Annotated in this window: 23 protein-coding genes; 14 read left to right on the plus strand and 9 right to left on the minus strand. The window is 66.9% G+C overall.

Going from position 1 to position 24,850, the window contains the following annotated elements; translation table 11 throughout:
- The first annotated feature begins 2 nt into the window (after positions 1-2).
- The 5 genes from THIARS_RS04895 (at position 3) to THIARS_RS04915 (ending at position 6,735) form a co-directional block, all read left to right on the plus strand.
- On the plus strand, positions 3-2,930 hold the full coding sequence (locus THIARS_RS04895) for a molybdopterin-dependent oxidoreductase (protein WP_245845540.1): 2,928 nt from the start codon (positions 3-5) through the stop codon (positions 2,928-2,930).
- 190 nt (positions 2,931-3,120) lie between these two features.
- Positions 3,121-3,546, plus strand: coding sequence for a winged helix-turn-helix domain-containing protein (locus THIARS_RS04900; RefSeq protein WP_094159718.1), 426 nt, complete (start codon positions 3,121-3,123; stop codon positions 3,544-3,546).
- A gap of 333 nt (positions 3,547-3,879) precedes the next feature.
- Positions 3,880-4,812, plus strand: coding sequence for an extracellular solute-binding protein (locus tag THIARS_RS04905; RefSeq protein WP_094159719.1), 933 nt, complete (start codon positions 3,880-3,882; stop codon positions 4,810-4,812).
- A gap of 45 nt (positions 4,813-4,857) precedes the next feature.
- Positions 4,858-5,691: an ABC transporter permease subunit gene (locus THIARS_RS04910; RefSeq protein WP_094160643.1), complete on the plus strand. Its 834-nt coding sequence runs from the start codon at positions 4,858-4,860 to the stop codon at positions 5,689-5,691.
- A 3-nt stretch (positions 5,692-5,694) separates the two neighbouring features.
- Complete coding sequence (locus THIARS_RS04915; protein WP_094159720.1) at positions 5,695-6,735, plus strand: ABC transporter ATP-binding protein; 1,041 nt, start codon at positions 5,695-5,697, stop codon at positions 6,733-6,735.
- Between the two features lie 73 nt (positions 6,736-6,808).
- Here the strand turns inward: THIARS_RS04915 and bioF are convergent, their stop codons facing one another.
- Genes bioF through bioA form a run of 3 tightly spaced genes read right to left on the minus strand, consistent with a single transcriptional unit; the run spans position 6,809 to position 10,025 of the window.
- Positions 6,809-7,978: an 8-amino-7-oxononanoate synthase gene (bioF, locus tag THIARS_RS04920; protein ID WP_094159721.1), complete on the minus strand. Its 1,170-nt coding sequence runs from the start codon at positions 7,976-7,978 to the stop codon at positions 6,809-6,811.
- Positions 7,975-8,646 carry a dethiobiotin synthase gene (bioD, locus tag THIARS_RS04925; protein ID WP_094159722.1) on the minus strand — a complete coding sequence of 224 codons (672 nt, stop codon included), beginning with the start codon at positions 8,644-8,646 and terminating at the stop codon, positions 7,975-7,977. The genes bioF and bioD overlap by 4 nt, the downstream gene beginning before the upstream one ends.
- Positions 8,647-8,654: 8 nt before the next feature.
- Positions 8,655-10,025 carry an adenosylmethionine--8-amino-7-oxononanoate transaminase gene (bioA, locus tag THIARS_RS04930; RefSeq protein WP_094159723.1) on the minus strand — a complete coding sequence of 457 codons (1,371 nt, stop codon included), beginning with the start codon at positions 10,023-10,025 and terminating at the stop codon, positions 8,655-8,657.
- Between the two features lie 319 nt (positions 10,026-10,344).
- On the opposite strand from bioA, the gene THIARS_RS04935 reads away from it, so the two are divergent.
- The 4 genes from THIARS_RS04935 to THIARS_RS04950 all read left to right on the plus strand — a co-directional run bounded on the left by THIARS_RS04935 (position 10,345) and on the right by THIARS_RS04950 (position 13,597).
- Positions 10,345-11,580, plus strand: coding sequence for a molybdopterin-dependent oxidoreductase (locus tag THIARS_RS04935; RefSeq protein ID WP_094159724.1), 1,236 nt, complete (start codon positions 10,345-10,347; stop codon positions 11,578-11,580).
- 11 nt (positions 11,581-11,591) lie between these two features.
- The gene (locus tag THIARS_RS04940) at positions 11,592-11,885 is read left to right on the plus strand and encodes a cytochrome c (RefSeq protein ID WP_245845541.1); all 294 of its coding nucleotides are present in this window, start codon (positions 11,592-11,594) and stop codon (positions 11,883-11,885) included.
- A 131-nt stretch (positions 11,886-12,016) separates the two neighbouring features.
- Entirely contained in the window at positions 12,017-13,270 is a 1,254-nt protein-coding gene (locus THIARS_RS04945; protein ID WP_094159726.1) for a M20 aminoacylase family protein, read from the plus strand.
- Positions 13,271-13,351: 81 nt separating this feature from the next.
- Complete coding sequence (locus THIARS_RS04950) at positions 13,352-13,597, plus strand: GlsB/YeaQ/YmgE family stress response membrane protein (protein WP_094159727.1); 246 nt, start codon at positions 13,352-13,354, stop codon at positions 13,595-13,597.
- Between the two features lie 240 nt (positions 13,598-13,837).
- On the opposite strand, the gene tyrS is transcribed toward THIARS_RS04950, so the two are convergent.
- Complete coding sequence (gene tyrS / locus THIARS_RS04955; protein ID WP_425444225.1) at positions 13,838-15,082, minus strand: tyrosine--tRNA ligase; 1,245 nt, start codon at positions 15,080-15,082, stop codon at positions 13,838-13,840.
- 345 nt (positions 15,083-15,427) lie between these two features.
- On the opposite strand from tyrS, the gene THIARS_RS04960 reads away from it, so the two are divergent.
- Genes THIARS_RS04960 through THIARS_RS04970 form a run of 3 tightly spaced genes read left to right on the plus strand, consistent with a single transcriptional unit; the run spans position 15,428 to position 19,502 of the window.
- Entirely contained in the window at positions 15,428-16,909 is a 1,482-nt protein-coding gene (locus THIARS_RS04960) for a M23 family metallopeptidase (protein WP_094159729.1), read from the plus strand.
- 3 nt (positions 16,910-16,912) lie between these two features.
- Entirely contained in the window at positions 16,913-18,364 is a 1,452-nt protein-coding gene (locus tag THIARS_RS04965) for a M23 family metallopeptidase (RefSeq protein ID WP_094159730.1), read from the plus strand.
- A gap of 22 nt (positions 18,365-18,386) precedes the next feature.
- Positions 18,387-19,502, plus strand: a complete 1,116-nt coding sequence (locus THIARS_RS04970) for an anhydro-N-acetylmuramic acid kinase (RefSeq protein WP_094159731.1) — start codon at positions 18,387-18,389, stop codon at positions 19,500-19,502.
- A 72-nt stretch (positions 19,503-19,574) separates the two neighbouring features.
- On the opposite strand, the gene erpA is transcribed toward THIARS_RS04970, so the two are convergent.
- The 4 genes from erpA to rplM all read right to left on the minus strand — a co-directional run bounded on the left by erpA (position 19,575) and on the right by rplM (position 22,086).
- Entirely contained in the window at positions 19,575-19,949 is a 375-nt protein-coding gene (gene erpA, locus THIARS_RS04975; RefSeq protein ID WP_094159732.1) for an iron-sulfur cluster insertion protein ErpA, read from the minus strand.
- Between the two features lie 78 nt (positions 19,950-20,027).
- Positions 20,028-21,086 carry an N-acetyl-gamma-glutamyl-phosphate reductase gene (gene argC / locus THIARS_RS04980; RefSeq protein ID WP_094159733.1) on the minus strand — a complete coding sequence of 353 codons (1,059 nt, stop codon included), beginning with the start codon at positions 21,084-21,086 and terminating at the stop codon, positions 20,028-20,030.
- Between the two features lie 169 nt (positions 21,087-21,255).
- Positions 21,256-21,648: a 30S ribosomal protein S9 gene (gene rpsI / locus THIARS_RS04985; protein WP_094159734.1), complete on the minus strand. Its 393-nt coding sequence runs from the start codon at positions 21,646-21,648 to the stop codon at positions 21,256-21,258.
- 9 nt (positions 21,649-21,657) lie between these two features.
- Positions 21,658-22,086, minus strand: coding sequence for a 50S ribosomal protein L13 (gene rplM, locus THIARS_RS04990; RefSeq protein ID WP_094159735.1), 429 nt, complete (start codon positions 22,084-22,086; stop codon positions 21,658-21,660).
- 363 nt (positions 22,087-22,449) lie between these two features.
- On the opposite strand from rplM, the gene THIARS_RS04995 reads away from it, so the two are divergent.
- Entirely contained in the window at positions 22,450-23,103 is a 654-nt protein-coding gene (locus THIARS_RS04995; protein ID WP_094159736.1) for a GNAT family N-acetyltransferase, read from the plus strand.
- 8 nt (positions 23,104-23,111) lie between these two features.
- Here THIARS_RS04995 and THIARS_RS05000 read toward each other — a convergent pair whose 3' ends face one another.
- Positions 23,112-23,600, minus strand: coding sequence for an Lrp/AsnC family transcriptional regulator (locus THIARS_RS05000; RefSeq protein WP_094159737.1), 489 nt, complete (start codon positions 23,598-23,600; stop codon positions 23,112-23,114).
- Positions 23,601-23,732: 132 nt separating this feature from the next.
- Between THIARS_RS05000 and hppD the strand changes: the two genes are divergently transcribed.
- Positions 23,733-24,845 carry a 4-hydroxyphenylpyruvate dioxygenase gene (hppD, locus tag THIARS_RS05005; protein WP_094159738.1) on the plus strand — a complete coding sequence of 371 codons (1,113 nt, stop codon included), beginning with the start codon at positions 23,733-23,735 and terminating at the stop codon, positions 24,843-24,845.
- Positions 24,846-24,850 lie beyond the last annotated feature (5 nt).

The following is a 24,850-nucleotide window of genomic DNA, read 5'->3' on the forward strand; positions in this document are numbered from 1 at the left end:
TCATGGACATGACCCCACCCCCGGCCGACATCGCCTTCACTCTCGACGGCAGGCTCGTTCAAGCGCATGCCGGCGAAACCATCTGGGCCGCCGCGCAGCGCCACGGCGTCGAGATCCCGCATCTGTGCCACCACGACCCCTTGCGCCCGGTGGGCAACTGCCGCGCCTGCATGGTGGAGGTCGACGGCGAGCGTGTGCTGGCCGCCTCGTGCTGCCGCACCGTGGCGCCGGACATGAAGGTGCAGACGCATAGCGCGCGCGCCGTCGCCGCCCAACGCGGCGTGCTCGAGCTGCTGGTCGCGCGCAAGCCGCAGCGCGTGGATCGCATCGACGACGAGCTCGACCACTGGTGCGAACAGCTCGGCGCCGACCGCCGCCGCTACGCCGGCGCTTTCCAGGGCGCGCAGGCCGAGGCCGCGCAGTGGCCCGCCCCCGCTGCAGGGCCGTCCCAAAGCGGCGGCGCCCCCCCAGGGGGGCTGCAAGGGCAAGACCCGAGCACGGGGGCTTACACCCCGCCGGCGGCCGACATGAGTCACCCCGCTATCAGCGTCAACCTCGACGCCTGCATCCTGTGCACCCGCTGCCTGCGCGCCTGCCGCGAGGAGCAGGGCAACGACGTCATCGGCCTCGCCGGGCGCGGCGCCGGCGCGCGCATCGTGTTCGACCAGGCCGCCGCGATGGGCGACAGCACCTGCGTGGCTTGCGGCGAATGCGTGCAGGCCTGTCCCACCGGCGCGCTGGCGCCGGCCAACGGCGCCTGGGCCAAGCCCTCGGCGCGCACGGTGGACTCGGTCTGCCCCTATTGCGGCGTGGGCTGCGCGCTCACCTACCACATCCAGCCCGACGCGCAGGGCCGCGAGCACATCGCCCGCGTCGACGGCCGCGACGGCGTGGCCAACCACGAACGTCTGTGCGTCAAAGGTCGTTTCGGCTTCGACTACGTCGCCAACCCCGCGCGCCTGACCGTGCCGCTCATTCGCCGCGAGGGCGTGGCCAAGGATCCCGAGCAGGTCAAGCTGGCCGACTGGCGCGCCGTGTTCCGCGAAGCTACCTGGGACGAAGCGCTGGAACGCGCCGCTGGCGGCCTGCGCAACATTCGCGAGCAGCACGGCGGGCGGGCGTTGGCCGGGTTCGGCAGCGCCAAGGGCAGCAACGAAGAGGCCTACCTGTTCCAGAAACTGGTGCGGGCGGGTTTGCGCACCCATAACGTGGACCATTGCACCCGGCTATGCCACGCATCGAGCGTGGCCGCGCTGCTCGAAGGCATCGGCTCGGGCGCGGTGAGCAACCCCGTGATGGACGTGCTGCAGGCCGATGTGGTGCTGCTCATCGGCGCCAACCCCACGGTGAATCACCCGGTGGCGGCGAGCTGGATGAAGAACGCCATGGCGCGCGGCACCCGTTTCATCCTCGCCGATCCGCGCCGCACGGAATTGGCGCGCAAGGCCTGGATGACCCTGCAGTTCCGCGCCGATACCGACCTGGCCCTGCTCAACGCCATGCTGCACGTGGTGTTCGACGAAGACCTGCTCGACGCCGAAAGCGTGCGCGACCGCTGTCATCCGGACGAGGTCGAAGCCGTCCGCAAGCACGTGGCGGGCCTGTCGCCCGAGGCCATGGAACCCGTCTGCGGCGTGCCGGCCGCCGACATCCGCGCCGCCGCGCGCGCTTTCGCCACCAGCAAGGGGTCCATGATTCTCTGGGGCATGGGCATTTCCCAGCATGTGCATGGCACCGACAACGTGCGCGCGCTCATCGCCCTGTGCCTGCTCACCGGGCAGATCGGACGTCCGGGCACCGGGCTGCACCCGCTGCGCGGCCAGAACAACGTGCAGGGCGCCAGCGATGCCGGCCTGATCCCCATGATGTTCCCCGACTACGTGCGCACGCAGGCCGATGGCGCGATGGACAAAGCCGAGCATTACTGGAAGCTGCCGCCAGGGCAGCTCAGCCGCGAGCCGGGCTTGACGGTGGTGGAGATCATCCACGCCGCGCTGGAGGGCAAGATCCGCGGCATGTACATCGAGGGCGAGAACCCGGCCATGAGCGACCCCGACGTGCATCACGCGCGCCAGGCGCTGGCCGGGCTCGAGCATCTGGTGGTGCAGGACATCTTCCTCACCGAGACGGCGGCGCTGGCCGACGTGGTGCTGCCGGCCACGGCCTGGCCGGAGAAGACCGGCACCGTCACCAACACCGACCGCCTCGTGCAACTCGGCCGCCAGGCGCTCAAGCCGCCGGGGCAGGCCAGGGCCGACTTGTGGATCATCCAGGAGATGGGGCGGCGCCTGGGCGTGGCGCCCGTCGCCGAGGTCGACATGCACGGCGGCGAGGCCGGTGTGGGCGCGGTGTTCGAGGACATGCGCGGCATGATGCCTTCCATCGCCGGCATCTCCTGGGACCGCCTGCAGCGCGAAGGCGCCGTCACCTACCCCTGCGCGGAGGAAGACCAGCCCGGCCAGCGCGTGGTGTTCATCGACCGCTTCCCCACCGCCGACGGCCGTGCCAAGCTGCTGCCCGCGCCGCTGAGTTTCGCCGACGAACGCCCCGACAACGCCTACCCGCATGTGCTCATCACCGGACGCGAACTCGAACACTGGCATACCGGCGCCATGACGCGCCACGCCAGCGTGCTCGACGCGCTGGAGCCGCAGGCCACCGTCAGCGCCCACCCCAGCCTGCTGGCCAAGCTGGGCGTCGCCCCCGGAGAGGTGCTGCGGGTCGAGTCGCGTCGCGGTGCCATCCAGCTCGCCACCCGCGCCGACCCCGGCATGCCCGAAGACGCCGTGTTCATCCCCTTCGCCTATGCCGAGGCGGCGGCCAATCTGCTCACCAACGCCGCGCTCGATCCCTGGGGCAAGATCGCCGAGGTGAAGTACTGCGCGGTACGCCTGAGCAAGGCCGAAGCCGAGGCGGTCGCGGCGGCCTGAGCCGCGCGGCGCGGTTGAACGCGGCAGGTCGATCGCCGCGAACGGGCCGGGCTCTCGCCCGGGTCGAAACCGCGGCTAGCCCGGGCCGATTGCCCTCGCGGGCGCGTGGCGTTATGATTTCCGGCACATATCGCAGCGGGCGCGTCATCACGTCGCGGCCGCTGCGCATCGGCAAGCGCGAGGAGTCGCCATGAACGTGCAAGGCGCATCAACACCACAACCCAAGGTCAGGCTGGAAATCAAGCAGGGCACCGCCATCGGTCCCGGCAAGGCCAAATTGCTCGAAGCCCTGGCGCGTACCGGCTCCATCTCCGCCGCCGCGCGCGACATGGACATGAGCTATCGCCGCGCCTGGCTCCTGGCCAGCAGCCTGAACCGCGCTTTCAAGGGTCCGTTGGTCGAGGCCAGCAAGGGCGGCAGCGGAGGCGGCGGCGCGCTGCTCACCCCCCTGGGCTACGAGGTGCTGCGCCGCTACCGGCGCCTGGAGCAAAAGGCCATGCGCGCCATCGAGGCCGATATGCGCGCGTTCAACGCCTTGCTGCGCGAAGCTGGCGAGATGCCCGACGAACCGCTGGGCGCCGCCGACCCGGCGCCCGACCCCGAGCGGATCGGCTGAGTCGATCCAGACCGTCTCGGCTTGACGCAACCCGTCGGCAGACCTGTTTCTCGGCGGCTACGGCGACCTGCGCGAGGGCAGATCGGCGGAGTGTTCGGCCAACGCCGGCGTGATTGGCCTAGAAGATGGCCTGGAAGACGTCTGCCGATGCATGGCGCCGAAGCAGGACGGCCGATGACCTGGCGCAGCGCAGATTCGGCATTCAAGCGGCGTTTACATGTTGTCATGGCTTGGATGCAAGGCATTCGTTATATTTCTGAAAATATTTCGATGGTCTCGCATCCATGTCGCGCTGCAGACCTCTTTCATGTTCTCGTTCGGGAGATTGAATCCATGCTCAGGCGTACCTTTCTAACCCTCCCCATGGCCGCCGTCGCGGCTTGTTTCACGCTGCTGGCGCCGGCGGCGCAGGCGGCCGAGCCGGTGCTCAAAGTGGCGTATGCCGGATCGATGGGCGCGCTGATGGACAAGGCCCTCGGCCCGGCCATTCAGCAGCAGGCGCATGTGCAATACCAGGGCCAGGGCGCGGGCGCCTATGGCCTAGCCCGCCTGCTCGCGGCGAAGCAGATCTCGGCCGACGTGTTCGTCTCCATCACGCCGGGTCCGATGCAGGTGCTGCAGAAGGCCGGCCTGGTGGGCGTGGCGGTGCCGGTCGCCAGCACGCAGATGGTCATCGCCTACAGTCCCCAAAGCCGCTACGCGAAGGACTTCGAAGCCGCCGCGGCCGGCCGCACGCCGTGGTACGAGGTGTTGCAAAAGCCGGGCGTGAAGTTCGGCCGCACCGACCCCAAGACCGACCCGCAGGGGCGCAACATCGTGTTCGCCATGCTGCTGGCGCAGACCTATTACAAGCAGCCCGGGCTGGCCAAGGCCATCCTCGGGCCGGTGGTGAACCCGTCGCAAATCTTCGCCGAGCCTTCGCTGCTGTCGCGCCTGGAGTCGGGACAGATCGACGCGTCGTCCGGCTATCTGAGCGCGGTGATCTCGCACAAGCTGCCCTACATCAGGTTGCCGAACGAGATCAATCTCAGCGATCCGAATCTCGCCGCGACCTGGTACGACAAGGCGCATTTCGACATCACCCAACCCGACGGCAAGACCGAAACCCTGTCCACCCAGCCGCTGGTGTTCTACGCCGCGGTGCTGAAGAACGCGCCCAACCCGAAGGCGGGCGAGGCGTTCATCAAGCTCATGCGCAGCCCGCAGGGGCAGGCGATGTTCAAGCGCTACGGCTATAGCGAACCCAAGGGCGGCGACCTGCGGTGAGCGTTGCGCCGCGCCAAGCGCGCGCCAGCGGCGACAATGTCGCGCATGCCCGTCACGCCGCTCGATAGCGCCACCACCGCAGACATCGCCAGTCACCCGCCCGCCGATGGCGCGGCGCGGCGCGCCTGGGTCGTGGCCGCGTTCGGCCTGGCCGGGCTCGCCTTTCTGGCGCTGCCCTTCCTCGGTCTGGTCATCAGCACGCCCTGGGGTCAGCTGCAGTTGCAGCAGGGAGACCTCGGCGCCCTGCGCGTCTCGGTGGGCTACACGGTACTGGCCGTAACCCTGGTCATGGGGTTCGGCACGCCCGTGGCCTGGTGGCTGGCGCGCAGCAGCTTTCGCGGCAAATGGGTGGTGGAACTGCTGGTGCTGCTGCCCCTGCTGACGCCGCCGCTGGCCATGGGCCTGCTGCTCACCATGAGCTACGGGCCCTACAGCTGGCTGGGCCAGCCGCTGGGGAAGCTGGGCCTGAGCCTGACCAACACCCCGGCGGCCTTCCTGCTGGCGCAGATCTACGGCAGCGCGCCGTATTACATCGTGGCCGCGCGCTCGGCCTTCGAGGGCGTGCCGCGCGACTTGGAGCAGATCTCCCTCACGCTGGGCTCGTCGCCCTGGCGCACGTTCTGGCGCATCACCTTGCCGCTGTCCAGCCTGGGTCTGGGCGCCGGCGTGGCGCTGGCCTGGGTGCGGGCGCTGGGTGAGTTCGGCATCGTGCTCATCATTGCCTACTACCCGCAGGGCCTGCCGGTGAAGCTGTGGGTGAATCTGCAGGACACCGGGCTGTCCGCTGTCTATCCGTTGCTGTGGCTGTTCTTTCTCATCGGCCTGCCGCTGCCCCTGCTCATGGGCGCGCTGTCACGCCGCCCGCACACGCGCGCCTGAGCCATGCACATTCGCGCCGATATCCAGCAACCCATCGTCCTGCAGGCCGAGTTCGAGGTGCATGGCTTTACCGTGCTGCTGGGTGCCAGCGGCGAAGGCAAGAGCACCCTGCTCAAGGCCATCGCCGGGCTCGTGCCGGCGCAGACCGAGCCTTTCGACGGCCTGCCGCCGCAGCGCCGCCCGGTCGGCTATCTGCCCCAGGGCCACGCCCTGTTTCCCCACCTGCGCGCCTGGGAGAACGTGGCCTACGCGCTGGGCGGCAGCCTGCGTGCGCAGCAGGCACCGGCGCGCGAACTGCTGGCGGCGGTGGGGCTGGTGCGCCAGGCCGATTTGCGCCCGGCGCAGCTTTCTGGCGGACAGCAGCAGCGCGTGGCCTTGGCGCGCGCTCTGGCGCGCAGGCCGCAAATCCTGCTGCTGGACGAGCCCACCTCCGCGCTCGACGCCAGCACGCGCGACGAGGTCATGGCCGAACTGGTGTCGCGCATGCACAAGCTCTCCATCCCCGCGCTGGCCGCCACGCACGACGCCCATCTCGCCGCCATGGCCGACTGGATGGTGCTGCTCGACGGCCGCCGCGTCGTGCAGCAAGGCCGCCCGCGCGATGTTTTTGCCGGCCCGGCCACCATTCAGGCCGCGGCCCTGCTCGGCTACCGCAACCGCTTCACCGCCACCGTGCTCAAGCACGAGCCGCAGTGCAACTGCACGGTGCTGCGCTGGGACGCCGCCGCGATCAGTCTGCGCGTGCCCATGCAGCCCCAACTCGCGCCCGGCGGCGTGATCGACTGGGTGGTTCCGGCCGACGATGTGCGCCTGCCGCCCATCAAGGAGCAGGAGCTGCGTCCCAGCGAGAACCCCGTGCTCGGCCGCGTCGAGCACCTCATGGTGCGCGGCGCCAACACCACCGCCGCTATGCGCTGCGGCGATGCGCTGCTGTGGATGCACGCCCCTTATCGCCTGGCCGACCACCATGGCCTCGCTCTCGGCCAGGAACTGACGGTCGACATCCGCGCCGGCCATGTGCAGTGCTGGGGGCGCGAAGGCTGAACGAACCCAAGGCTTGTTTGGCTTGGGCCGGCCAAGGGGGTGCATCCCGTTCCGGCCCGTTTTTTCGCGGGGGTCAACCGGCCAGTGCGGCGAGCGCCCGGATCAGCCGGTCCACATCGTCCAGGCTGTGCGCGGCCGACAAGCTCACGCGCAGGCGGGCGGTGCCCTCGGGCACGGTGGGGGGGCGGATGGCGGGCACCCACAGGCCTTGCTGCCAGAGCGCGGCCATGGCGGCCAGGGTGGTGGCGTTGTCGCCGATGACGATGGGCTGGATGGGGGTGGACGACGGCACCAGGCGCCAGCCCGCGGGCAGGGCTCGGGCGCAGCCCTCGCGCAGCCGGGCGACGAGGGCTTGCAGATGCTCGCGCCGCCATGACTCCTCGGCGATGACCTTCACGCTGGCGCGCAGGGCCTCGGCGATGAGGGCGGGCGCGGCGGTGGCGAAGATGTAGCTGCGCGCGCGCTGCATGATCCACTCCACGGTGGACGCTTCGCCGGCGACGAAGGCGCCGGCCACCCCGGCGGCCTTGCCCAGCGTGGCCATGTAGACCAGGTGCGGGCTGCGCAGGCCGAGCATAGCGGCGGTGCCGCGCCCCTCGGGGCCGAGCACGCCGAAGCCGTGGGCGTCGTCGATGAGCAGCAGGGCGTCGTGTTCCTCGCACAGCTCGAGCATCTCGCGCAGCGGTGCGATGGCGCCGTCCATGCTGAACACGGCATCGGTGATGACCAGCTTGCGCCGCGCCGGGCTGGCGGCCAGCAGGCGGCCGAGCGCGGCGACGTCGGCATGCGCGTACACGCCCAGTTCGGCGCGCGACAGTCGGGCGCCGTCGATGAGGCAGGCGTGGTTGAGCGCGTCGGAGAACACCGCGTCGCCGCGGCCCACCAGCGCGGGCACGATGCCCACGTTGGCCGGAAAGCCGGCGTAGAAATACAGCGCGCGCGGCATGCCGACGAAGGCCGCGAGTTCGCGCTCCAGCGCCTCGTGCGCCGCGCTGTGGCCGCACACCAGCGGCGAGGCGGTGGCGCCCAGGCCCCAGCGGGCGGCGCCGTCGCGCGCGGCCGCGACGATGGCGGGGTGCTGGGCCAGGCCGAGATAGTCGTTGCTGCAGAAAGCCAGCATGGCGCGGCCGTCCACGGTGAGGCGGGCGCCGTCATAGCGTTCCACGACGCGGCGCTTGCGCAGCAGGTGCGCGGCGTCCAGCGCGGCAAGGTCGGCGTCGAGATCCCAGGCTTGGGTGGTCATGCGGGAAGTTCCAGGTGTTGTGCCGCCAGGGCGGGGTCGGGGTTGGACATGTGGGGGATGATGCCCAGGCAGCTTGCGCGCATGCGCGCGCGCAGCGAGGCGATGTTGTCGTCCACGCGCAGCATGTCGGGGTCGACGCAACTGGCGATCCAGCCCGCCAGCGGCAAGCCGCGCGAGGCGATGGCTTCCTGCGTGAGCAGGGCGTGGTTCAGGCAGCCGAGCTTGAGCCCGACCACCAGCACCACCGGCAGGCGCAGACGGTGGGCGAGGTTGCCGCCGTCCTCGGTGTCGGACAGCGGCACGAGGAATCCGCCCACGCCTTCCACCACCACGGCGTCGGCCTGCTGGCGCAGGGCTTGCACGGCCTGGTCGATGGTCTGCAGGTCGATCTGGGTGCGGGCCGCGCGCGCGGCGAGGTGCGGGGACACGGGCTCGGGCAGGGCGTAGGGGTTGTCGAGCGCGGGTGCGACCTGCAGGGAGCTCGCGGCGCGCAGCCGGGCGACGTCGTCATTCGTGCCGTCGGGCGCGAGGCCGGCGGCCACGGGCTTGGCGCCGACCACGCGCGGATATTTCTCGCGCAGCTTGTGCAGCAGGGCGCAGGCGGCGAGGGTCTTGCCGATTTCGGTGTCGGTGCCGGTGACGAACCAGGCGGGCGCAGGCATGGTCATGGCGGAACTCAGGGCAGCGCGGGCTGCGTTGCGGGCGTGGATGAGGCGGCGGCGCCCAGCACGGCGTGCAGCGCGTCCAGCGCGGCGTCGCGCAGCCGGGCGGCGGCGGCCGTGTCGATGACGTAGGGCGGCATGAAGTACAGGGTGCTGCCGATCGGGCGCAGCAGCGCGCCGCGCGCCAGCGCCTCGGCAGCGAAACGACGGGAGAAATCGGCCGGGGCGTCGGCCACGTCCCAGGCCCAGATGGTGCCGAGGCGGCGGCCGTGGCGCAGCCGGGGATGCGCGTGCAGCGGCGCGAACAGCGCATCGAGCCGTGCGCCCAGTTCGCGGTTGGCGGCGAGTTGGGCGTCGTCGAGCAGGTCCAGCGTGGCGAGTGCCGCGCTGCAGGCCAGCGGGTTGCCGGTGTAGGAATGCGAATGCAGGAAGCCGCGCGCGACGTCGTCGTCGTAGAACGCCTGGTACACGGCGTCGGTGGTGAGCACGACGGACAGCGGCAGGTAGCCGCCGGTGAGCCCCTTGCTCAGGCAGAGGAAGTCGGGCTGCACGCCGGCGTGCTCGCAGGCCAGCAGGGTGCCGGTACGGCCCATGCCGACGGCGATCTCGTCGGCCACCAGATGCACGCCGTACCGCGTGCACAGCGCGCGCACCTGGGCCAGATAGGCGGGCGGGTGGAAGGCGAAGCCGCTGGCGCATTGCACCAGCGGCTCGACGATGAGGGCGGCGGTGTGGTCGGCATGGTCTTGCAGATGGCGTTCGAGTTCCGCCGCGCAGTGCGCCACCCAGGCGGCTTCGTCCATGCCGGCGGGCGCGAAGCGCGGGTCCGGCGCCGGCACCGTGGCCGATAGTCGTACCAGCGGGGCATAGCTGGCGCGGAACAGCGGGATGTCGGTGACGGAGAGCGCGCCCACGGTTTCGCCGTGGTAGCCGCCGGCCAGGCCGATGAAGCGGTTTTTTTGCGGCTGGCCGGCGTTGCGCCAGTAGTGGGCGCTCATTTTCAGCGCAATCTCGGTGGCACTCGAGCCATCGCTGGCATAGTGCGCATGGCCCAGGCCGGTGCGCGCGCGCAGCCGCTCCGACAACTCGACCACCGGCGCATGCGTCAACCCGGCCAGCATGACATGTTCGACGCGGTCCATCTGCGCCGCGATGGCCGCTTTGATGGCGGGCTGGTTGTGGCCGAACAGGTTCACCCACCAGGAGCTGATGGCGTCGAGAATGCGCCGGCCTTGCGCGTCGACCAGCCACACGCCTTCGCCGCGCACGATTTCCAGTGGCGGTGCGGTCTCGTGGCGTTTCATCTGGGTGCAAGGGTGCCAGACGGCTTGCACGCTGCGCGAGGCCAGGTCGTCCGCAGGGTGGGGCTTGGGCGGAGGTTGCATCGGGGATTCGTGTCTGGGCAAAGACGTCATCATAGAAAGCATGGCCGGCAGGATGCCGCGGTACCGCTTGGCAGACGGATCCCGGATTGGCGCGTCTTGGCGCTGCACCCTGATCCATGCGGACGATGGCGCGGCGAAACCCGGCCGACACGTCAGGCAGGGGTCCGCTATCAGGGATATGCCGGATGAAAGATCTGACCAACTGTTTCAAGATTCGACAGTCAGTAACTAAATATCCCGGAATTATTTCAACATACTCCGGTTTGTATTTTCTGCTGATGGCCTCAATCACCGTGATCAATAAACCCCGAGGAAAACTATGAAACAACGCCGAGATTTTCTCAAGGCGGCCGGTGCGGCGGGCGCTGGCCTGACGCTGCCAGCCTGGGCCCAGGCTGCCGGCCTGTTTGACATCCCGACACCGACGCTGCCAAGCGGCGACGTGGCCGAATCCGTTTTACACGCCCTGCCCGGCAAGAAACCCCTGATCAAGCGCACCTATCGGCCCACCAATTATGAGACTCCGGTGGAGTATTTCAACGAGGCCCTGACACCCAACGACGCCTTTTTCGTGCGCTGGCACCTGGCCGACATTCCTCAGGCGCCGGATGAAAAAAACTGGAAGCTCAAAATTGGCGGCGATGCTGCGGATACGCCGGCTGAGTTTTCCATGCAGGATTTGAAAACGCAGTTCGAACAGGTCGAGTTGGTTGCGCTCTGTCTCTGTTCGGGCAACCGGCGCGGTTTTTTCGAACCCCATGTGCCGGGCGTGGAATGGAGTTACGGCGCCATGGGCAATGCCCGCTGGAAGGGAGTGCGCCTGAAGGACGTCCTGGCCAAGGCCGGCGTGAAGAAGGAGGCCATCGAAGTGTCCTTGAACGGCGCGGACAAGGGGTCGCTGGACAAGACGCCGGACTTCATCAAGAGCCTGCCGGTCTGGAAGGCGTTGGACGACAACACCATCCTGGCCTGGGAGATGAACGGCCAGCCCCTGCCGGTGCACAACGGCTATCCCTTGCGCCTGGTGGTGCCGGGTTGGACCGCGACCTACTGGACCAAGATGATTGACGAAATCAACATCATCTCCAAGCCATGGAGCGGGTTCTGGATGAACCCGGCTTACCGCGTGCCGCTGGGCAAATTCCCCGCCATCGACCGTTTCGTCTCGCAGGAAGCCCCGGGCGGCACCAACACCCCGATCACCAGCATCGTGGTGAATTCCATGTTCACCAACATCCAGCCCGGGGCGAAGCTGGCCAGCGGGCGCACGCATGTGCTCAAGGGCATCGCATGGGACGACGGCCGCGGCATCGTGCTGGTGGAGGTGTCGGAAGACGGCGGTCGCAGCTGGCGCGATGCCAAGCTCGAAAAAGATTTGGGCAAGTACTCCTGGCGCCAGTTCAGTTATCCCTACACCCCGCGCAAGAGGGGAGCCGCCAGCGTGATGGCGCGCGCCACCAACGCGGCCGGCAACACCCAGACTTTCAGTCTGATCTGGAACCCAGCCGGCTACAACCACAACGTGGTGCAGAAGGTCGATCTGCACATTGCCTGAGGATGAAAGCGATGAAACTCCGACACATGATTGCCACCGCCGGCCTGACGCTGATTTTCCTTGGCGCGGCCGTGGCCGACGAATCGCGCGTGCAACTCGCCAACGGCGCCGGGAAGGATCTCGTGGCCGCCAATTGCGTGATGTGCCATAGCCTGGACTACATCCAGATGAACTCGCCATTCCTCGATGAAAAGGGATGGACGGCGGCAATGAACAAAATGGTCAAGGTCATGGGCGCTCCGATCAAGGAGGAAGACCAGAAAACCATCATCGCCTATCTGGTGGCGCAATACGGGAAGAAGTGATCCACTTCGCGTTATTCACGCGGCAAACCTGTTGCGCCGATGCAGCTGTGAGCGGGAGGGGTTTGCGGTGAGGCGGGCGCAGTGCTTCAATGAAAGGAGCCGGTCGAGTACCGGCCCTTTTTTTACGCGTCATGTGGAATCTCACCGGCCCCATCCAGCACATCAGCCATTACCACGCCGAGCTCACCCGCATCCGGCGTGACCTGCACACCCATCCCGAACTCGGTTTCGAGGAACGCCGCACGGCGCAATTCGTGGCGACCGAACTCAGCCGCTATGGCGTGGATGAGGTTCACACCGGCATCGGCCGCACCGGCGTGGTCGGCGTGATCCGGGGCCGCCTGGAGGCGAAACCCTGTCCGGATGTTCCTGCAGGGGCCGCCGCCGAGCCTTGCGTGCGCGCCGTGGGCCTGCGCGCCGACATGGACGCCCTGCCGATTCAGGAAGACAGCGAATATCCCTGGCGTTCCAGCCGTAACGGCGTGATGCACGCCTGCGGCCACGATGGCCACACCACGATGCTGCTGGGAGCGGCGCGCTATCTCGCGACGACGCGGCAGTTCGCTGGGACCGTGTATTGCATCTTCCAGCCCGGCGAGGAGGGCCTGGGCGGGGCCAAGGCCATGATGGACGATGGCCTGTTCGCGCGTTTCCCCGCGGACTGGATCTTCAGCATGCACAACTGGCCGCAGCTGCCGGCTGGCCGCATCGGGCTGGCGCCGGGGCCGATGATGGCCGCGGCGGACCGCATCACCATCAAGGTCACGGGCGAAGGGGGGCATGGCGCGCATCCCTACCTGACGGTCGATCCGGTGCTCGTCTCGGCGCACATCATCACCGCCGTGCAGAGCATCGTCGCGCGCAACGTCAATCCGCTGGACGAGGCGGTGGTGAGCATCTGCGCCCTGCAGGGCGGTGATCTGGCGGCGATGAGCGTCATTCCGCGCCATGTCACCCTGGTCGGCACGGTGCGCACTTTCCGCGCCGAGGTGCAGGCCCTGGTGGAAAAGCGCCTCAACCACATCGTGCAATCGGTGGCTCAGGCCTTCGGCGCAACCGCCGAACTGGAGTACGAGCGCATCTATCCGGCCACCATCAACACGCCGCAGGCGGCGCATTACGCGGCCGAGGTCGCCGCGGAACTGGTGGGCGATGGTTCCGTGGTCCGCAACCTGCCGCCCAGCATGGGCGCCGAGGATTTCGCCTTCATGCTGCAGGCCAAGCCAGGGGCCTATCTGCGCCTGGGGCAGGGCAGCGAGGGCGGCTGCTTCCTGCATACCCCGCGCTACGACTTCAACGACGCCGTGCTTCCGCTGGGGGCGGCGCTCTATGCCCGATTGGCCGAACGCGTGCTGAGCCAGCCGACCGGCGTGATGATGCTATGAGACTGCGAAGCCGTTACCCTTAGGGCTGCACCGGGCGATTTCTCCCGGTGCGGGCATTGAGCACAATCTGGAGGACCAAGCATGGCTTTGATCGGGTTTCTCATCATTGGCGCCATTGCCGGTTGGTTGGCCGGCGTCATCACCAAGGGCGGCGGTTTCGGCCTGCTGGGCGACATCATCGTCGGCGTCGTCGGGGCTTTCGTCGGCGGTTTCCTGTTTCGCATGCTCGGCTTGTTTCCGGGCGGCGGCATCGTGCCGAGTCTGATCGTCGCGACGATCGGCGCGGTCGTACTACTGTTCCTGATTCGCCTGGTCAAGCGCATGTAGCCGTTTCAGGCGCGGAACGCCTCCCGGTTTGCGCAGCAGGCCATGGTCGTCCGGAAGCCGACAACTTTCGTCTCCCGGCTGCCAAAAATTGCCTTCAGCAGCCGAGAATTGTCAGGCATGGTGCATGTTTTCGCGCCGAAAACGTGAACGGGTTCACGAAAACGGGGCTGTGACGACCCATCAGGCGCGCAGCGTGAAAGCGGCCATGCGCAGAGGAATGAGCCACGCGGGCCGCGGCTTTTATGCGAGGGTCACGCGCGCAAACTTGCGCTTGCCCACCTGCAGCACCACGGCTCCCGCTTGAAGCCTGAGCGTGCGGTCTTCCACCACGGCGCCATCCACGCGTACGCCGCGTTGCTCGATCATGCGCAGCGCTTCGGCCGTGGAGGGCACGAGGCCCGCCTGCTTGAGGGCGGCGGGCAACGCCAGCCCGCCTTGCGGCAGGTCGAGCGCGACCTCCGGGATGTCGTCAGGTACGCCGCCGCGCGCACGCAGTTCGAAATCGCTCTGCGCCGCGTCGGCGTCCGCGGCGCAATGGAAGCGGGTGACGATCTCGCGCGCCAGCAGAACCTTGGCATCCTTGGGGTTGCGCCCGGCTTCCACCTCGGTCCTGAGCGCGGCGATTTCGGCCAGCGGGCGGAACGACAACAGCTCGAAATAGCGCCACATCAGGGTATCGCTGATCGACAGCAGCTTGGCGTACATGCTGGCGGGCGCCTCCTGAATGCCGATGTAGTTGCCCTTGGACTTGGACATCTTCTCCACGCCGTCCAGGCCTTCGAGCAAGGGCATGGTCAGGATGCACTGCGGTTCCTGCCCATACTCCTTCTGCAGTTCGCGTCCGACCAGCAGGTTGAACTTCTGGTCGGTTCCGCCGAGTTCCAGGTCGCTGTGCAGCGCCACGGAGTCGTAGCCCTGCATCAGCGGGTACAGCAGTTCGTGCATGGCGATGGGAACCCCGGACTTGAAACGCTGGGTGAAGTCATCGCGTTCCAGCAGCCGCGCCAGGGTGTACTTGGCGGCCAGGCGGATCATGCCGTCGGCGCCCAGCGGCTCGCTCCACTCGGAGTTGTAGCGAATCTCGGTGCGCTCGGGGTCGAGCACGAGGCTGGCCTGGGCGTAGTAAGTCTCGGCGTTGGCCCTGATCTGCTCGAGGGTCAGCGGCGGGCGGGTGGCGTTGCGCCCGGAGGGATCGCCGATGCGGGACGTGAAATCGCCGATCAGGAAAATGACGGTATGGCCCAGATCTTGCAACTGCCGAAGCTTATTCAGCACCACGGTGTGGCCCAGGTGAATGTCGGGCGCCGTGGGGTCGAGTCCGAGCTTGATGCGCAGCGGTTTGCCCGTCGTAGCGCTGCGCACGAGTTTGGAGACCCAGTCGGCCTCCACCAGCAGTTCGGAGCAGCCGCGCTTGGTGATGGCCAGTGCGTGCTGCACGGCATGAATGGTCTCGGGGTTCAGGGCTGCTGCGTTGGCTGAAGGCATGGACATGTTTGCAAGCAGGACGTCAGGATTGTGAACAGTGGAATCAACCATGAGTTTTTGGGTTTTTTCGCGCAAAGGGGCTGTTAAACTCGGCGCCGCTCTGCAGCCAAAATCCGGTTGCGGCCTGCAGCCCGGCCTTCGTGACCGTCCGCATCACCGCGCAGGCCTTGCAGTGTATTGGAGCCGCCCAGGGTCGCCATCCCCGCAGCGTGTCGCGGGGATGGGTGGCCACCGACAGATGCCGGACATGCTCGGCATCGTGTCGACGTGGCGGGCTCCTCAAATTTCGCCCTGGCTGGCAAGTTCCGGCCGGTTGTTCCGCCACTCGACTAGTCAGGAGTGCGCATGAATTTTTTTGTGAAAACCTCGACCCGGCTGCATGCCAGCACCGTCACGCTGCGCGCGTCTGTCGAACGCCATCCGGGTCGCGTCGCGGCATCTGTCGGTGCCGTTCTGCTCCTCACAAGTGCCACGGCTTTCGGCCTCGCCGAGTACGGCCCGCAACCCCAGCTTCCGGCCACCACCACGCTCGACATTCCGGTGTCGATGGACCTCGCGCCGCAGGCTCGGGCACTGGACGACCAGCCCCAGCTGGTCTACACCACGGCGCATGTGCGGGCCGCAGATTCCGTGGATACCTTGCTGCGGCGGCTTCAGATCACGGATCCCCAGCAACTGCGCCTGTTGTCCAAGGACGCCGATCTTCATGGCCTGCTTCGCAGCCCTGGCCATGTGGTCACAGCCCGAGTCAACAGCCTGGGCGAACTGGTGGAATTGCAAGCGCGTCTGCCGCAAACGGGGATGGCGTCCGCTTCCCATGGCAAGGATGCGGGACTGAGCCAGACCGAATCGGCCAAGGGACGGCCCGACGCGAAGCCGCAAGCGGCGGTCGAATGGCGCTTGCTGACGCTTCGTGCCCAGCCTGGCGGTGGCTTCGCCAGGACCATTTCCCGCGAAACCGCGCAGGCGCAGCTGCGCATGGTGAGCGGGGTCGTGCACTCCACCCTGTTCGCTGCGGCGGATGCCGCAGGCATGCCCGACACCGTGACCACGCAGTTGGTCAACCTGTTCGCTGGCGTGGTCAATTTCCGCCGCGATCTTCGCCCCGGGGATCGCTTTGCCGTGGTCTACCGTGTTTATGAGGCCAATGGGCAAGTCTTGCGCGTGGGGCGCATACTCTCGGCGCAGTTCACCAACCGCGGCACCACGCATTCGGCCGTTTGGTTCGACCCGCGCGGTCATGCCCAGGCGGCCGGCTACTACAGTCCGAGTGGGAGCAGCCTGGCCCGAGCCTTTCTGCTCTCGCCCTTGCCCTATGACCGGCTGACCTCGGGCTATGGCTGGCGCATCAGCCCCATTTTTCACAAGCCCGAGTTCCATAAGGGGGTCGATTGGGCGATCCCGGTCGGCACGCCGGTGCGCACGATTGCCGACGGCCGCGTGGTCTATGCCGGCTGGGGAACGGGCTATGGCAAGTACGTGAAGGTCGTGCATCCCGGTGGTTTCGCCACGATCTATTCGCATCTGAGCAAGTTCGAGGTCCATGTCGGCGAGCAGGTGAAGCAGGGCGAAGTCGTGGCGCTGTCGGGCAACACCGGCTGGTCCACCGGGCCGCACCTGTACTTCCAGTTCTTTGTCAACGGCACGCCGGTCAACCCGCTGGATCTCGCGCATTACTCGCCCAAGGGCACCTCGGTTCCGGCCGCATTGCGCAGCGAATTCATCGCACAGACGGCGACGTCCGCGCAGTTGCTGGCCCTGGTTCCTGGCGCCGAGATGGCCAGTGCTAGCCAAGAGCCTCGCTCGACAATGCCCAGCAGGGGCTGAGCCATGCCGAGCCGCTCCAGTTTTTTCGCGACCCAGCGGTTGCGCTGGGCCGCCGCACGGCGCGAGTTGCTGACTGCTGGCGATGCCGCGCGCCAAGTGCTGCGTGCGCATCCGAAGCGCGTGGCCGTGGCGGTGGGCTTTGCGCTGATGAGCAGCGGCATTGCCGCCTACGCCATCGCACCCGGAACGCCCGACCCGGCGTTGAGTCCGCGGGTCACGCTGAGCATCGCGCTGCAGACGGATGCGGCCGCGCAGGCGCAGGCCCTGGATGATCAGCCCGTTGTGCTGTACCGCACGACGCAGACCAGCCGCGGCGACACGGTGCAATCAATGCTCAAGCGCCTCGGCGTGACCGATCCAGTCACTCTGCGGCAACTGAGCCGCGATGGGCAGATACGCAGCCTGGTGGGTGCGGATGCGGGAACCGACATCTCGGCCGAGGTCGACAGTACGGGCCATCTGCGCAAGCTTCAGGGCCATGTGGCCGTGCGCGCTGCGGCGCTGCAGGGCGGCGGCGCGGGTGGCGAGCCGGAATGGAAGCAACTGACCTTGACGTCTTCGGGGGTGGGGTGGTCCAAATCGTTCACCCCGCTGGCTTTGCGCACGCAAACCCGTATCGCCGCGGGCGAGGTCCGGGGAACCCTGGGCAGTGCGGCCCGGAGCGCAGGCATGCCCGGATCCGTGACGAACCAGCTGGCACGCATTTTTGCGGACCGCATCAATATTCAACGCGACCTGCGGCGCGGCGACCGCTTCGCCGTGGTCTACGAAATGATCACGGTGGACGGGCGCCCGGTGCGTGCCGGGCGCGTGCTGGCGGCCGAGATCGTCAACCGCGGCAACCCGCTGCAGGCATTGTGGTTCGCGCCGCGCGGCGATGCGAAGCTCGGCGCCTATTACACCCCCCAAGGCAATAGCCTGAACCGTGTTTTTCTAGCCTCGCCCCTGCCTTACGGCAAGGTCACCTCGCCTTTCGGCATGCGTTTCGACCCCGTGGTCAAGCGTACCCAACTGCATGAAGGCGTGGATTTCCAGGCGGCCATCGGCACGCCGGTGCGCAGCGTGGCCGACGGCCGCGTGATCAAGGCGGGACAGGAGACGGGCTATGGCAACGTGGTGAAGATCGGCCATCCCGGCGGCTTCGAGACGGTGTACGCGCATCTCAGCTCAATCGAGGTGCGTCCTGGCCAGCAGGTGACTGCGGGCCAACGCATCGCCAAATCCGGCAATACGGGCTGGTCCACCGGACCGCACCTGCACTTCGAATTCCATGTGCGCGGCAAGGTGGTGAATCCCTTGAAGATGGCGCAGTACGTCCCGCCCAGTCACGCCTTGCCGGCAGGCGAGCGTGCCAGTTTCATGGCCGCTACGGCGGTGCTGAGCACCCAACTCGCCCAGGCCTCGGGTTCTCCTGCGCGCCTGGCGAGTGCGGCGCCGACCACGCAGGCGGACTGAGGCAGGCGTCAAAGCCGCGTGCATGGCCGAGTCCGGTTTGTATATCGGCCTGATGTCGGGGACTTCGCTCGACGGCGTGGACGGGGTACTGCTGCGCCTCGCCGACGAAGCCGCTGCCGTGGGCATTCGTGTGCTGCAGCATGCGCATCGCCCATTCCCGGCTGAACTCAGGGACGAGTTGGCCGCGCTTAACCAGGCCGGCGCCGACGAGATCCACCGTGCCCAGATGGCTGCCATCGGCCTTGCCGCGGTGTACGCCGATGTGGTGTCCGACCTGTTGCAAGGCGCCGGAGTGTCCGCGGCCCAGGTACGCGCCATTGGCGCCCATGGCCAGACTGTGCGCCACCGGCCAGACTGCGGCTATACCGTGCAGATTCAGGCTCCGGCCTTGCTCGTCGAGCGTTGCGGCATGACCGTGGTTGCGGATTTTCGCAGCCGCGATATCGCCGCGGGCGGCCAGGGGGCGCCGCTGGTCCCCGCCTTCCACCGCGCCGTGTTCGGCCAAGCGGGCGAGGCGCTTGCCGTGCTCAACCTCGGGGGAATCGCCAATCTCAGCTTGATGGACGCCGATGGCGCGACGCTGGGCTTCGATTGCGGTCCCGCCAACGTCCTGCTCGATGTCTGGGCACAGCGGCATCTGGGCGCCGCATTCGACGCCGCCGGGGCCTGGGCCAGCGGCGGGACGGTGCAGCCGGCTCTGCTGCGGACTTTGCTGGCCGACCCGTATTTCGCCAGCCCGCCCCCCAAAAGCACCGGACGGGACTATTTCCATCTTCCCTGGCTGCAAGGTTTCTTGGCCGCGCATCCCGGCTTGGCGCCCCGCGATGTCCAGGCCACGCTCGCGGAGCTGACCGCGCAGAGCGTGGCGCGAGATCTGCGCCGTCATCTTCCCGCGGCGCAAAGTCTGGTGGTGTGCGGCGGCGGCGCCAGCAATGCCGATGTGATGCGCCGTCTGCGCCAAGCGCTGCCCGGTGTCGAGGTGGTTGATTCCAGTGCCCGCGGACTCCCGCCGCAGCAGGTCGAGGCGGCGGCTTTCGCCTGGTTGGCCGCACGAGCCTTGGCCGGATTGCCGGGCAATCTGCCCACCGTCACGGGCGCGGCGGGGCCCAGAGTGCTGGGAGCGATTTATCCGGCCTGAGGCGGCGCGATCGGCCCAGAAAGCGAAAAAGCCGCCCATCGGGCGGCCCATGCATGCCGGTGCTGCGGGCGATCAGGTCGAAAAGGAAGAACCGCAGCCGCAGGTGGTCGTGGCATTGGGGTTCTTGATGACGAACTGGGCGCCTTCGAGGCCTTCCTTGTAGTCGATTTCGGCGCCGGCCAGGTACTGCAGGCTCATCGCGTCGATCAGCAAGGTGACGCCGTTCTTCACCATTTGCATGTCATCCTCGTTCACGGCCTCGTCGAAGGTGAAGCCATACTGGAAGCCGGAGCAGCCGCCGCCCTGCACGAAGACGCGCAGTTTGAGTTCGGCGTTGCCCTCTTCGTCGATCAATTCCTTGACCTTGGCCGCGGCGCTGTCGGTGAACAGCAGCGGGCCGGGCATTTCGGCCGTGGAAGCGGTGGTGTCTTGCATGGCTGCGCTCATGGCATTCTCCTAAAGATAGGCTGAATTCTAGGCCGCAAGGGAAACAGCCCTAGTGGGTGTGGGAAAGACAGGCGGGCTTTAGGGCAGCAGCGCCGGCAGGTCGAGTCCCGCCGTCTCCGGCAGGCCGAACATGATGTTCATGTTTTGCACGGCCTGCCCGGACGCGCCCTTGGTCAGGTTGTCCTGCACCACCAGAATCATGGCGGTGTCGGGCGTGGGCTTATGCACGGCCAGCCGCAGCACGTTCGCGCCGCGCACGCTGCGGGTTTCCGGCGCGCTGCCGGCGGGGAGTACATCGACGAAGGGCTCTCCCGCATAGGCGCTCGCGTACATGGCCTGCAGATCGGCCTCTTGACCTTCGGCCGTGAGGCGCGCATACAGCGTGCTGTGCATGCCGCGGATCATGGGAACCAGATGCGGAACGAACAGGCAGCTCAGCGCCGCATCGTCGTCGCTCAGGCCGGCGATGCGGCGCAACTCCTGGTTGATTTCCGGGCCGTGGCGATGGCCCTTGACGCCATAGGCCTTGAAGTTGTCCGCCGCCTCGGCGAACAGATAGCCCAACTCGGCCTTGCGCCCGGCGCCCGACACACCCGACGCGCAGTTGGCGATGAGGTGGCTGCGGTCCACCAGTCCCGCCGTGCGCAGCAGTGGCGCGAATCCGATCTGAACCGTGGTGGGATAGCAGCCGGGGTTGCCGACGATGCGCGCCTTGCGGATGGCCTGGCGATTGAACTCCGGCAGGCCATACACCGCCTCGGCGAGCAGGTCGGGGCAGGCATGGGGCATGCCGTACCAGCGCTCGAACGTCGCCGTGTCGCGCAGGCGGAAATCCGCCGCCAGATCAATGATGCGCACCCCGGCCGCCAGCAGCGTGCGGGCCTGGTTCATGGCCACGCCGTGCGGCGTGGCGAAGAACACCACATCGCAGTCGGCCAGTGGAGCCTCGTCGGGCGTGGAAAAGCGAAGATCGGTGTGGCCGCGCAGGCTGGGGAACATCTCGGCGACCTGCATGCCGGCTTCTTTGCGCGAGGTGATGGCGCGCAGGTCGGCATGCGGGTGGCGCACGAGCAGGCGCAAAAGCTCCACACCCGTGTATCCCGTGCCGCCGACGATTCCAATCCGCACCGCGCTCATTGCACCACCTTCGCAAGTTCGAGGATGGGGATGGTAATGCGCATTCGAGGTTGTTGTGACGTGGCGCGCCTACGCGGCCAGCGCGGACATGAAAAAGGCCCGTCTTGTGGACGGGCCTTTTTTGCCGCAGGGCCGATTGGGCCGAGCGCGGTAAACACGGGGGTGACGCTTAACGTTTGGAGAACTGCTTGCGACGGCGTGCACCGTGCAGGCCGACCTTCTTGCGCTCGACTTCGCGGGCGTCGCGGGTGACGAAACCGGCGTTCGACAAGGCGGACTTGAGTCCCGCGTCATAGTCGATCAGGGCACGGGTGATGCCGTGGCGCACGGCGCCGGCCTGGCCGGACTCGCCGCCGCCGCGCACATTGACCTTGATGTCGAACAGCGCTTCGTTCTGCGTCAGCACCAGGGGTTGCTTGACCACCATGATGGAGGTCTGACGCCCGAAATACTCGTTCAGGGCCAAGCCGTTGACGGTGATGTTGCCGCTACCCTTTTTCATGAACACGCGGGCCACAGAACTCTTGCGGCGGCCGGTGCCGTAATTCCAATCTCCGATCATGGCAACTCCTTAAAGGTCCAGGCTCTTGGGCTGCTGCGCGCTGTGCGGATGCTCCGCGCCGGCGTAGACCTTGAGTTTTTTGATCATGGCATAGCCCAGTGGGCCCTTGGGCAGCATGCCCTTGACCGCGAGTTGCAGGGCGCGGCCGGGATGCTTGGCCTGCATGTCCTTGAAACGCGTGGCGTAAATGCCGCCGGGGTAGCCGGTATGCCGGTAGTAAATCTTGTCTTCGGCCTTGTTGCCAGTGACGCGCAACTTGGCGGAATTGACCACGATGATGAAGTCGCCGGTATCGACGTGAGGCGTGTAAATGGGTTTGTGCTTGCCGCGAAGGCGTCGTGCCACTTCGCTGGCGACACGGCCGAGGACTTTGTCCGTCGCGTCAATCACAAACCATTCATGCGTCACTTCGGCCGGTTTGGCGCTGAAGGTTTTCATGGATGCTGGTTCACAAGATGAGTTGTGGCCTTTCCTGCTCTGGTGCTGCGGCAGGCTCTCCCCGGGCAGTTTCGCGGCATTGCATGCACCACACGCAGCAGCCCCGGGGAGGGCGGGGCGACGCGTGGTCATGAAACGAGAGGCCATGAATAGGGCCGTGCGGCAACAATCGCGGACTGCTTTTCCGGCGGCCGAAAAAACCGGAACTCTGAATTCTAGCCTGGAACCCAGGCCTAGGGAATAGAGCCGTAGAGGCGTCCCGGCGGGGCTGGATAACCCCAGGGCTTGCAATCGGGCGAATTCAGCCTATATTTGTTGCGACGCAACAATTTTCTCGGCGTCATTCCTCAGGGATCAAATTCCATGACTTCGCAAGACGCATTCTTGCCCAAGGCCGCGCAGTCCTCGGATGACGAGGCGCAAGTGCTGCCTTACTTCAATCAGCCCGGCCCGCCGCTGGTTCCGATTCGCGCGATCGGCGCCGAGCATACTCCCGAGTTGCTGGCGCATTTTCTGGCTTTGGGCGACGAGGACCGCTACCTGCGGTTCGGCTATGCGGCGAGCGACGTGCAGATCGAAGCCTACGTCACCCGCATCGATTTCCTGCGCGACGAAGTCTTCGGCGTTTTCAACCGCAAGCTCGAACTCATCGCCGCCGCGCATATCGCGCTGTCATGCCAGCCCGAGCAGGCTTGCCAGGCCGAGTTCGGAGTGTCCGTGCTGGAGAGCGGCAGGGGCAAGGGCATCGGCACGCGCTTGTTCCGGCGGGCAGCGATGTTCGCGCGCAACCGCGGCATCGAGATGCTCACCATGCAGTGCCTGACGCAAAACGCCGCCATGATGCGGATCGCGCGCCGTGCCGGCATGGAGGTGCATGTCGCGGGGAGCGAGACCGAGGCCTGCCTCAAGGTGCCGCAACGCGGCGTCTTCAGCCACCTGGACGAATGGGTGGAAAACGCCACCGGGCAACTCGACTTTGCCATCAAGCTCGGTCTGCACCGTCCCCAAATGGCCTGAGTTGTCCGTCATACGGCAATCCCGGTGTAGGGTTTGATCTGGGCCAGCACAAAGCTGGATTTCACATCCTCCACGCTTTCGTGCTTGAGCAGGGTTTCCAGCACGAAATGGGCGTAGTGGTCCATGTCTTGCACGTGCACGCGCAGCATGTAGTCCATCTCGCCCGTTAGTGCCAGGCATTCGACGACCTCGGGCCAGGTCTGCACGGCGGCCCGAAACGACTCCAGCGGTGAGCGCTGGCTGCCGGCACGGTGCTTTTCCAGACGCACGCTCAGCAAGGTGCTCAGCTCAAGGCCCAGCGCGCGCGGGTTCAAGACCGCGCGGTAGCCTTGGATGATGCCCATCTGCTCCAGCCTTCGCACTCTGCGCTGCACGGCGGAGGCCGACAGACCCACCTGTTCGGCGAGCTGTTCCTGGGTCAGCCGCGCGTCCTGCTGCAGCAAGGCGAGCAGGCGGCGGTCGATTCGATCCGGGGTGGGGGCGGCCTGGTCTTGCATGATTTCCGCTTTGAAGTTGATTTTTACGCGTTAATTATGCGCATTGCCGGCTTGATTGCGCCAATAAAAACGAAAAAATGCGCAAATTCCGGCCTAGAGTGAGCGGCATATCAGACCAGGACGGAGATTCGCATGCGCACTGCGACTGCAGGCAACCCGATGGGGACCGACGGCTTCGAGTTCGTCGAGTACGCAGCCCCCGAGCCGGAGAAGCTGGGTGCCTTGTTCGCACAACTGGGTTTTCGCGCCGTGGCCAGGCATCGCCACAAGGATGTCACGCTGTGGCGCCAAGGCGGGATCAACTTTCTTGTCAATGCCGAGCCCGATTCGTTCGCGCAGCGCTTCGCCCGCCTGCACGGACCCAGCATCTGCGCCATCGCCTTTCGCGTGGACGACGCGGCGGCGGCGTACAAGCGCGCCCTCGATCTCGGCGCCTGGGGCTTCGACGCGCGCAGCGGTCCGATGGAACTGAATATCCCGGCCATCAAGGGCATCGGGGACAGCCTCATCTACTTCGTCGATCGCTGGCGCGGCAAGAACGGCCGGCGCGGCAGCATCGGTGATATCTCCATCTACGACGTCGATTTCGAACCTTTGGACGGGACGGACGCCGAGCATGCCGGCGCGGGCTTGACCGAGATCGACCATCTCACCCACAACGTGCACCGCGGACGCATGGGCGAGTGGGCGGAGTTCTACACCCGGCTGTTCAATTTTCGCGAGATCCGTTATTTCGACATCGAGGGCCAGGTCACCGGCGTGAAATCCAAGGCCATGACCAGTCCCTGCGGCAAGATCCGCATCCCCATCAACGAGGAGGGGCAGGAGAAGGCTGGCCAGATCCAGGAATATCTCGACCTCTACCACGGCGAGGGCATTCAGCACATCGCGCTGGCCACGGACGACATCCATGCCACGGTCGAGCGTCTGCGCCGCGCCGGCGTGGGTTTCCTCGACACGCCGGATACTTATTACGAACTTCTCGACCAGCGCCTTCCTGGTCACGGCGAAGATCTGGTCCGGCTGCGGCAAAACCGCATCCTGCTGGACGGCGCGACGGACGCGGCCGGCGGCAAGCGCCTGCTGCTGCAGATCTTCACCCAGACCGTGATCGGACCGATCTTTTTCGAAATCATCCAGCGCAAGGGCGACCAGGGCTTCGGCGAAGGTAACTTCAAGGCTCTATTCGAAAGCATCGAACTCGACCAGATGCGCCGTGGTGTCCTGGCGCACAGCGCGGCCTGAGCCCG

The sequence above is a fragment of the Thiomonas delicata genome (assembly GCF_900088825.1).
GTDB lineage: Bacteria > Pseudomonadota > Gammaproteobacteria > Burkholderiales > Burkholderiaceae_C > Thiomonas_A > Thiomonas_A delicata.